4 protein-coding genes and 2 pseudogenes are annotated in these 7,625 nt (G+C 74.0%); 4 read left to right on the forward strand and 2 right to left on the reverse strand.

Annotation, left to right across the window (positions count from 1 at the left end; all coding sequences use genetic code 11):
- Positions 1-399: 399 nt before the first annotated feature.
- The gene (locus ACFYXM_RS36605) at positions 400-948 is read left to right on the forward strand and encodes a GNAT family N-acetyltransferase (RefSeq protein ID WP_389296119.1); all 549 of its coding nucleotides are present in this window, start codon (positions 400-402) and stop codon (positions 946-948) included.
- Between the two features lie 102 nt (positions 949-1,050).
- Here ACFYXM_RS36605 and ACFYXM_RS36610 read toward each other — a convergent pair whose 3' ends face one another.
- The gene (locus ACFYXM_RS36610) at positions 1,051-5,742 is read right to left on the reverse strand and encodes a cation-translocating P-type ATPase (protein WP_389296122.1); all 4,692 of its coding nucleotides are present in this window, start codon (positions 5,740-5,742) and stop codon (positions 1,051-1,053) included.
- Between the two features lie 228 nt (positions 5,743-5,970).
- Positions 5,971-6,546, reverse strand: a complete 576-nt coding sequence (locus ACFYXM_RS36615; protein WP_389296124.1) for a hypothetical protein — start codon at positions 6,544-6,546, stop codon at positions 5,971-5,973.
- A 279-nt stretch (positions 6,547-6,825) separates the two neighbouring features.
- On the opposite strand from ACFYXM_RS36615, the gene ACFYXM_RS36620 reads away from it, so the two are divergent.
- From ACFYXM_RS36620 to ACFYXM_RS36630, 3 genes and pseudogenes are all read left to right on the forward strand, one after another.
- Positions 6,826-7,095, forward strand: a complete 270-nt coding sequence (locus ACFYXM_RS36620) for a hypothetical protein (RefSeq protein ID WP_389296125.1) — start codon at positions 6,826-6,828, stop codon at positions 7,093-7,095.
- A gap of 28 nt (positions 7,096-7,123) precedes the next feature.
- Positions 7,124-7,330: pseudogene (locus tag ACFYXM_RS36625) on the forward strand (IS5/IS1182 family transposase); the annotation flags it as partial.
- Positions 7,331-7,357: 27 nt separating this feature from the next.
- Positions 7,358-7,510, forward strand: a pseudogene (locus ACFYXM_RS36630) (TetR family transcriptional regulator); the annotation flags it as partial.
- Positions 7,511-7,625 lie beyond the last annotated feature (115 nt).

The raw sequence follows: 7,625 nt of genomic DNA on the forward strand, positions 1-7,625 counted from the left end.
GGTGCATCGCAAGGCGGAGGGTCGTCCACGTACTGGGCGTACGTGGACGACCCCGACAACGTGGCGAGGCGCCGTGCCAGGCGTCGCGGGCCGGACGGAACTTTCGAAACACGCCCTGGACGGCGGTTCCCCGCGTACTCCTCTCCAGCACGCCCGCCGGACCTGCCCCATCTGGCGGTGCTGGTCACGTCCTGGCTTTGTCAGGGCCGCTCTCGCCCTCCCCGGCATCACCCGGATCAGGCGGCCCTCAGCTTCAACCCGACTGCTGCGACAGGGGGTTGGTGCAGGTCTTCCACCTCCACTCGAACCAACAGCGCCTTACTGCGCGAACGGAACGTATACCGGAACCGAGTGGTGAGAGCACCTGCTGCTCGGCGAGCGTGCGATAGGTTCCCCGCCATGACTGAACTGGGGTCCGTCGCCTGGCCACCTGCCCCGATCAGGACCGAGCGGCTCGTGCTCCGCGAGTCCGAGGCCCGGGACCGTGCGGCGTTCATCGAGCTGTTCGCCTCGCCGGAGGTGGGCGCCTACATGGGCGGCCCTCGACCGCGTGATGAGTGCGAGCGCGCGTTGCCCGAGACGCCCGAGAGGCGCCCCGGCCTTTTCGTGATCGAGCTCGACGGAGCGATGATCGGCACCATCGAGCTCAACCGGCGCGACGCGGAGCGTCGGAGTCACGTCCGTCCGGATGCCGGGGAGGCCGAGCTCGGCTACCTGTTCCTGCCGGAGGCATGGGGATACGGGTACGCCGCCGAGGCGTGCGCGGCGGTGCTCGGCTGGTTCGCCGACGCGCTTCCCGGCGAGCCGGTGGTGCTCCGCACCCGGACCGCCAACGACCGCTCGATGCGCCTCGCGGCAAAGCTGGGGTTCACCGAGGTGCACCGGTACGAGGCGTGGGGCGCCGAACAGTGGATGGGCGTGTGGTCCCCGGGCACGCCGCCCGCTTGAGCTCGTGCCCGGAAGAGGCGGCACGCCGGCCGTCGGTCCTCGTCGTCCTCGACGGCGTCCGCCCCCGAGCGGTGGTCCGCGATGGCGGTTCGCGGACGGCCCTCAGCGGACGAAACGCACCGCAGGACGCACCCGCGCCGCGAGGTCGGACAGCAGCCGGTCGGCCTGCGGCAGTACACGGGGTCCGAGGGCGGCGGTGCCGACGGCGACGGCCACGCCCGTCCACGCCACCGGTCCCAGCGGCGTGCACCCGAAGAAGTGGCTGACTCCCGGCGTCTGGACGAGGGCGACGAGCAGCACGGCGGTTCCGAGGACGGTGACCAGGACCAGCGGGCTGTGGCGGCGCCCGACGACGGTCTGGGTGAGCTGGGCGCCGACCACACCGCACAGGGCCATCGTGCTGGTACGCCGGACCGAGCCGGGGGTGAGCCCGCCGAGCAGCCACGCGACGGCCGCGCCGACCCCGGTGATCACGCCGCGGTGGCGGATCTGACGGGTCAGCGGCGGCCCGAGGACGGCGAGACCCACGGGCTCGCCGACGGCAGCAGGCTCGCGGGCGGGCTCCGGGTCGAGCGGGGTGACCGCGACTGCCATCGCAGGGAACATGTCGGTGAGCAGGTTGACCAGCAACAGCTGTCGCGTCGACAGCGGTGAGGTGCCCGACAACAGGGTGCCCAGTACGGAGAAACCGACCTCTCCGGCGTTCCCGCCGAGCAGGATGCTGATCGCGTCGGCCACGCTCCGCCACAGGGCGCGGCCCTCGCCGATGGCGTCGATGAGCACCGACAGCTCGTCGGTGGTGATCACGAGGTCCGCGGCGTTGCGCGCGGCGGCCGACCCACGCGCCGCGATGCCGACCCCGACATCGGCGGCGCGGATGGCGGCGGCGTCGTTGGCGCCGTCCCCGACCATGCCCACGACGCTCCCCGCCTCTTGGAGCGCCTCGACCACCAGCAGCTTCTGCTCGGGTGCGACGCGGGCCACGACGCCGCAGTCCCGGAGCAGGTGCGCCCGCCCCGCCCGGTCGAGCGCGGCGAGTTCGTCGCCGGTGACGACCGTGACGTCCGTCGGCCAGCCGAGGGCCAGCGCCACGGAACGGGCGGTCTCGGGGTGGTCGCCGGTGAGCATGACGGGTCGTACGCCGACCTCGCCGAGTCCGGCCACGAGCGGGGCCGAACTGGGGCGAGGGCGGTCGGCGAGCGCCACGAACCCGACGAGTTCCAGCGGTTCGAGCGGCTTGTCCAGCGCCTCGGCCGCCTCCTGCGCCGTGAGGCGGCGCCGGGCGACGGCCAGCAGCCGCAGGCCTCTGGCGGCGAGGGCACGCGCCGTGCCGACGGTCGCCGGATCCGCGTCGGGGCAACACTGAAGCATGACCTCGGGGGCTCCCTTGACGACCAGGGTGTCCGCGCCGTCCGCGTCTTTTCCGACGGCGGCCGCGTACCCCCGGCTCGCTTCGAAGGGCTGGGCCCGCAGGACGGTCCACCCGGTCTCCCGCGGGGCGGCGGCCAGGACGGCCTCGTCGGTGGCGTGGGCGTGGACGCCCGGCTGCTCGGCGGCGCGGGGGCAGGCCCGGGCGGCGATGCGAAGGATCTGTTCCGCTTCGGGGGCCGAGGCATGGTGCTCGGCGCCGGTGGCGGTGACCAGGCTGACGACTCGCAGCCGGTTCTCGGTGAGGGTCCCGGTCTTGTCGAAGCACATGGTGTCCACCCGGCCCAGGGCCTCCAGGCTGCGCGGCGTACGGACCAGGACGCCCAGCCGGCTGAGCCGCCGCGCCGCAGCCATCTGCGCCACCGTCGCCACCAAGGGCATGCCCTCGGGAACGGCGGCCACCGCGACCGCCAGCCCGCCCTGGAGCGCGGTGCGCACCGGGCGGCCGTGCAGCAGGGACAGAGCCGCCACCGCGGCGCCGCCCGCGAGGGTGAGGGGAAGCGCCCGACGGGTCAGCTGGTGCAGCCGCGCCTGGACCCCCGCCGACGGGGGGACCCGGGCGGCGAGGGACGCCGCGCGGCCGGCCTCGGTCTGGTCGCCGGTGCCCACCACCACGGCGCGGGCGCGCCCGGCCACCACCGTGGTGCCCTCGAACGCCATGGAACTGCGGTCCGCGACCGACGGCTCCGCCACGGGCGCCACCTGTTTGGGCGCGGGCAGCGACTCGCCGGTCAGCGAGGACTCGTCGACCTCGAAGCCGCTGACCTCCAGCAGACGTGCGTCGGCCGGCACCACGTCATTGGTGCGCAGCTCGATCACCTCGCCGGGTGACAGTCGTCCGGCCTCGACGACGGTCGGTTCGTCCGCCGACACGTCGGGCAGGCGCCGGGCCGTGCGCCGCTGCCCCGTCGCGAGTTCGGCCAGTGCCCGCTCAGCGCGTAGCCGTTGCACCCCGCCGACCAGGGCGTTCCCTGTGACGGCCCCGACGACGAGGAACGCGTCCACCACGGACCCCAGCAGCGCGGAGGCGGTGGCGCCGATCAGCAGGACGGGAGTGAAGGGATCGTCGAGTTCGGCCCAGGCGGCGCCCGCCAGCCTCGCACCGATCCGGACCGGCGCGAGGACCGGGTGGGCGGCAGCGGCGTTCAGAGCGTGGCCGGCCCGGCCCCGTACCACCTCCCACGGCGTGGGAGCGGCCCGCGGCGCCCTCGCCAGCTGGGCCATGACCTCCTCCGGATGCAGGGCGTGCCACGGCACCCGCGGCCCGGGGTGCGGGGGCTCGCCCGAGGCGGCACCCAGCGCGCCGCACCAGCCGGACACCAGAGCCGCGGCGGCGGCGATGCTGACCGGGCTGATCCGCAGTTCGAGGGGAAAGGGGACCGGCTGGGTCCGGGCCCCGCGGGTGAGCACCAGGAGTTCGGAGAGCGTGGCGCCCGCCTCGGCGAGGAACTTGGCCCGACGGCCGGCCGCCCGTGCCGCGGGCACGGCGGACAGCAGCCGCCACGCACCCTCCAGACCATGCAGGGGCAGGATGTCCGCACCCCAGACGACGGCCCCGCGCTCGTCGGCGAGGGCCACGGCGATATCGCTGCCGAGCAGCCCTTCGAGCACGTCGCGGGCGGCGTCGGTCGGCGCCTCTTCCGCCGCCGTGCCGGTCGGCACCCCTTCCCCGGCCATGTCGCCCGACGCTCTTTCCCCCGCCGTCCGGTCGGTCGGCGCCGCCTCCGCCGCCGTCCGGTCGACCGGTACGCGCGCCACCGTCAGGACCGTCCGCCCGCCGTTCCGTAAACCGGCCACCACCGCGGCCAACGGAAGCCCCGGAGGGGTGAGTTGGTCGGCCAGGGTCCCGAACTCGCCGAGCGAGCGGTCATCCGGCACGACGACGTGCAGACCGGCTCGGCGCGCGGCGTCCAGCACGGCCTCGGCCATCGGGTCGAGTTCCCGGCCGACCAGGACGGTGCCGACATCCCTGCCGCGCACCGACGCGATCATCAGGCCGGTGTCGGGCGGCCCCGCGCCCGGCGCCGCCTCGTCGGGCACCGGCCGCAGGCCGAGCCCCGGCTTCCCGGCCCGGGACACCACCGCCCCGTCCTCGGGCGTGCGCAGGGCCGCTGTGGCCGCCCGCCACAGTCGGCGGTGATCCCATCCGCTCGCGCTGGGATGGACCTTCAGCACGGTGCGCCGGGTGCTGCGCAGCGCTCCTGGATGCAGGACGACGGTGTCCACGATCTCCAGTCGACGCAGTCGCTCCGGGCTGCGGACCAGCACGTCCTCGCGTGCCAGGACACTGCCGAGCGCTGCGGTGAAGGCCGCCGGGCCGTAGCGCGCGGCCTTGGGCGAACCGGCGAGTGCGGTCTCCGCCGCCCCGTCGAGACTGCGGGTGAACAGGAGCGCGGTGACGGCACCGCCCAGCATTCCGTTGATCGCGGCGTCGGCATACTCCTCGCCGGGGCACGAACGCAGCGGCGGGCGCACGGTGTCGTCCCCGCCCACCGTCGGCCTGCCCGGGACACACAACGTGTCGTGCACGGCGTCGAACGCCGCGAGCCGGGCGACGGACTCCGTCAACTGGGCGATCCGCAAGACCGCGTCGAGCAGCAGCGGGCTCGGCGACTGCCCGATCCCGCAGGCGGCAGCATGGGCTGCGGCGAGTGCCAGGTCGGCCAGGTCCGGGCCCAGCGCCCGGTTCAGCACCGCCCGTACGCGGGAGTCCTCACGCATCACGACGGCTGCGGCAACGACGATCTCCGGCACGGATCTCAGCGGGACCGTCCTGGCCACGAGGGCGGTGGCGATGCCCACCGCGTCGCAGGCCACGGCGACCGCATTGACGCGCACACCTCCGACCGCCCCCGGGTGCGTGTGCTCCAGCACCTGGTCGTCGACGCGCACCAGCCCGTGCCGGGCGGCGATCTCGGACACCCGGTCCACCAACTGCTCATCGACCGCGGCCTCGGCGGTCTGCACGACCAGCCGTTCCAGGCCGCTGTCCCAGTAGGCGACCAGCACATCGGGGTGTTCGGCCAGTTCGACGGCCAGCTTCTCGCAGGCGGCCTCGAATTGCTCCAGGGCCGGTCTCCGCGTCTCCGGAGACGCCCGCAGCGCGAGGTGCATGCGGGACCCGGCACGCCAGTGGCCGGTCCGCGGGGTCATGGCGTTGCGGGCGACCCTGCCGACCCGCACCGCGGTCTGCGCCGCCTCCGCCGCACCGCTCAGGACGCCACGCGCACCGGCGCTCACGAGTTCGGCGGCCGTCCGTGCCGTGTCGGTGGCCGGCGGGGCGATCCGGCGTGCGGCCCCGACCGGGGCCGCCAAGGCGTTCTGCAGGACCACGGCGGGCAGCCCGGTCAGCAAGCGGAGCAGCATGTGTCACCTTCGCGAGCCTGCCGCACGGGCCGGGGCGGTACGGACGGTGGGTCGTCGGAGCGGGGGAGCGAGGATCGTCGAACGGGGTCGTCGAGCGCAGGCTCCGAGCGGGTTGCGGTCAAGGCGGCCGGTCGTCGAGCGCGTGATGGTCGTGGTGATCGGCCGCCGTGGCGGACGGCGGTCGCGGTGGTCGGCTCCCACTTCGGCCGCCGAAGCGGGCGGGCGTCGTCAGGTCTTCTTCCGCCCGCCCGCCCGGGTACGCGAGGTGCCCGACGCGGTGCTCCTGGAGGTCCGCCCGGACGGGCGGGCCTTGGCCTTGGTACTCGCCGACTTGGGCGTGCGGCTCTTCGCCGTCCCCGCACTCGCCTTACCGGGACGGGTCGTCGCCTTGCCGGAACGGGACTTCGCCTTGCCCGTGGCGGTTGACGCCTTGGCCGACCCGGCAGTGCGCTTCGGCTGCGCTCCCTCGGCACGGGTCTCGTCGGCCGCCCGGGCCGCCGCGGCGTCCTTGGGGCGCTGCTGGGTGAGCCACACGGCTGCGGCGCCCGCCGCGGCCAGCGGCCATTCGACCACACCAGCCACACCGAGCAGCCCGGCACCCGTGTACGCAGCGACGCGTCGCGCGCGGGGCGAGACGATCCCGACGGAGTCCAGCACACCGTCGACGAACTCCTTGGCCCGGTCCGCGCCAGGAACCTTCTCCACCGCCGCCGTCATCATTTCCACGGGGTGCGTGAGCGTCTCCTGGACGGGATGCCGCTCCTTCGTGTCCCCCGAGCCCTGCGCATGGGAACTGTCAGTCATGGTCCGCACTCCCTCCGTAGGACAGGTAAGACATGCATCGAGGCTGTGACATACCTCATATTCTCGACAACCTTGACCAGATCCGGCAATTTCGGCAACTCTGAAAATGTCTGCCCCGCCGGAGGATGGACTCGACGACACGGCGCTTCGCCGCCCGTTTCCCTCCGCCGGACGAGCCGAGGAAACGTCCGCCGCTCGGGGGAGACGCCTCACAGGCACAGCGACGGCGACGCCGTCCGGGCCTCGGGCTTCGATCCCCACTTCCGCGGAGGCCGCCTCATGCGCATCGAACTCACCTGGCCGCGTCCTGACACCGACGACCGGACCCTGACCCTGGTACTTCCCGACCTCCCTGACCTGCCCGCCCGGCTGTGCGCCGCTCCCGCCACCCTGCTGCGCGCCGTCGTGTGCGCGGAGCCCCTGCTCTCAGCCGCGGCCGGCGCCGTCGGCGCCGGCCCGCTGACCCGGGCCGCGCTGCCGTACGCCCTGCGGTTCGCCCGGCGGGCGCTCGACACCGGTACGACCGACCGTCGCCCCCGGCGCGACTGACCACCGCCGACGGGCCACCGTTCGACCGGCCCCCATCCGGGCAAGCCGCCGGTGGCATGTGGAACGCACGCACGCCTGGCAGAACGCCTTCCACCGCCTCGCCCGCTGCTTCGAGCGTCGCGCTGTCGTGATCGAGGCGTTCTTCGACCTCGCGGATGCGACCGTCACCGCCCGCAGCCTCGTACGACGCGCCTGGACCACCCACCGTCGGCGGACCCGCCCCGACCGCCGCCCCTGGACATCGGCCTCGGACCCGCCACCCCTCACCGAAGCAGTGGTCGGGCAGTACACGCACACCGGTGAGCGCGAACACGAGGCGCTGCTGCTGATCACCACCCGGACCGCGCTGCGCGACGCGTTCCTCGATACCACCGTCGGCATCGAGCCCCCTCTCACGGCGGTGATTGCCGAACGCCCGCTGACGCCCGAGCGCACACAGCCCTTAGTACTGCAACCGCATCTGGGGTGACGGGTGGCGCTGTTCGTCGTTGTTGTGACTGTGTGCTGATGAGCTGACGGTCGAGCAGGTC

This window comes from Streptomyces sp. NPDC002476, from assembly GCF_042889785.1.
Taxonomy (GTDB): domain Bacteria; phylum Actinomycetota; class Actinomycetes; order Streptomycetales; family Streptomycetaceae; genus Streptomyces.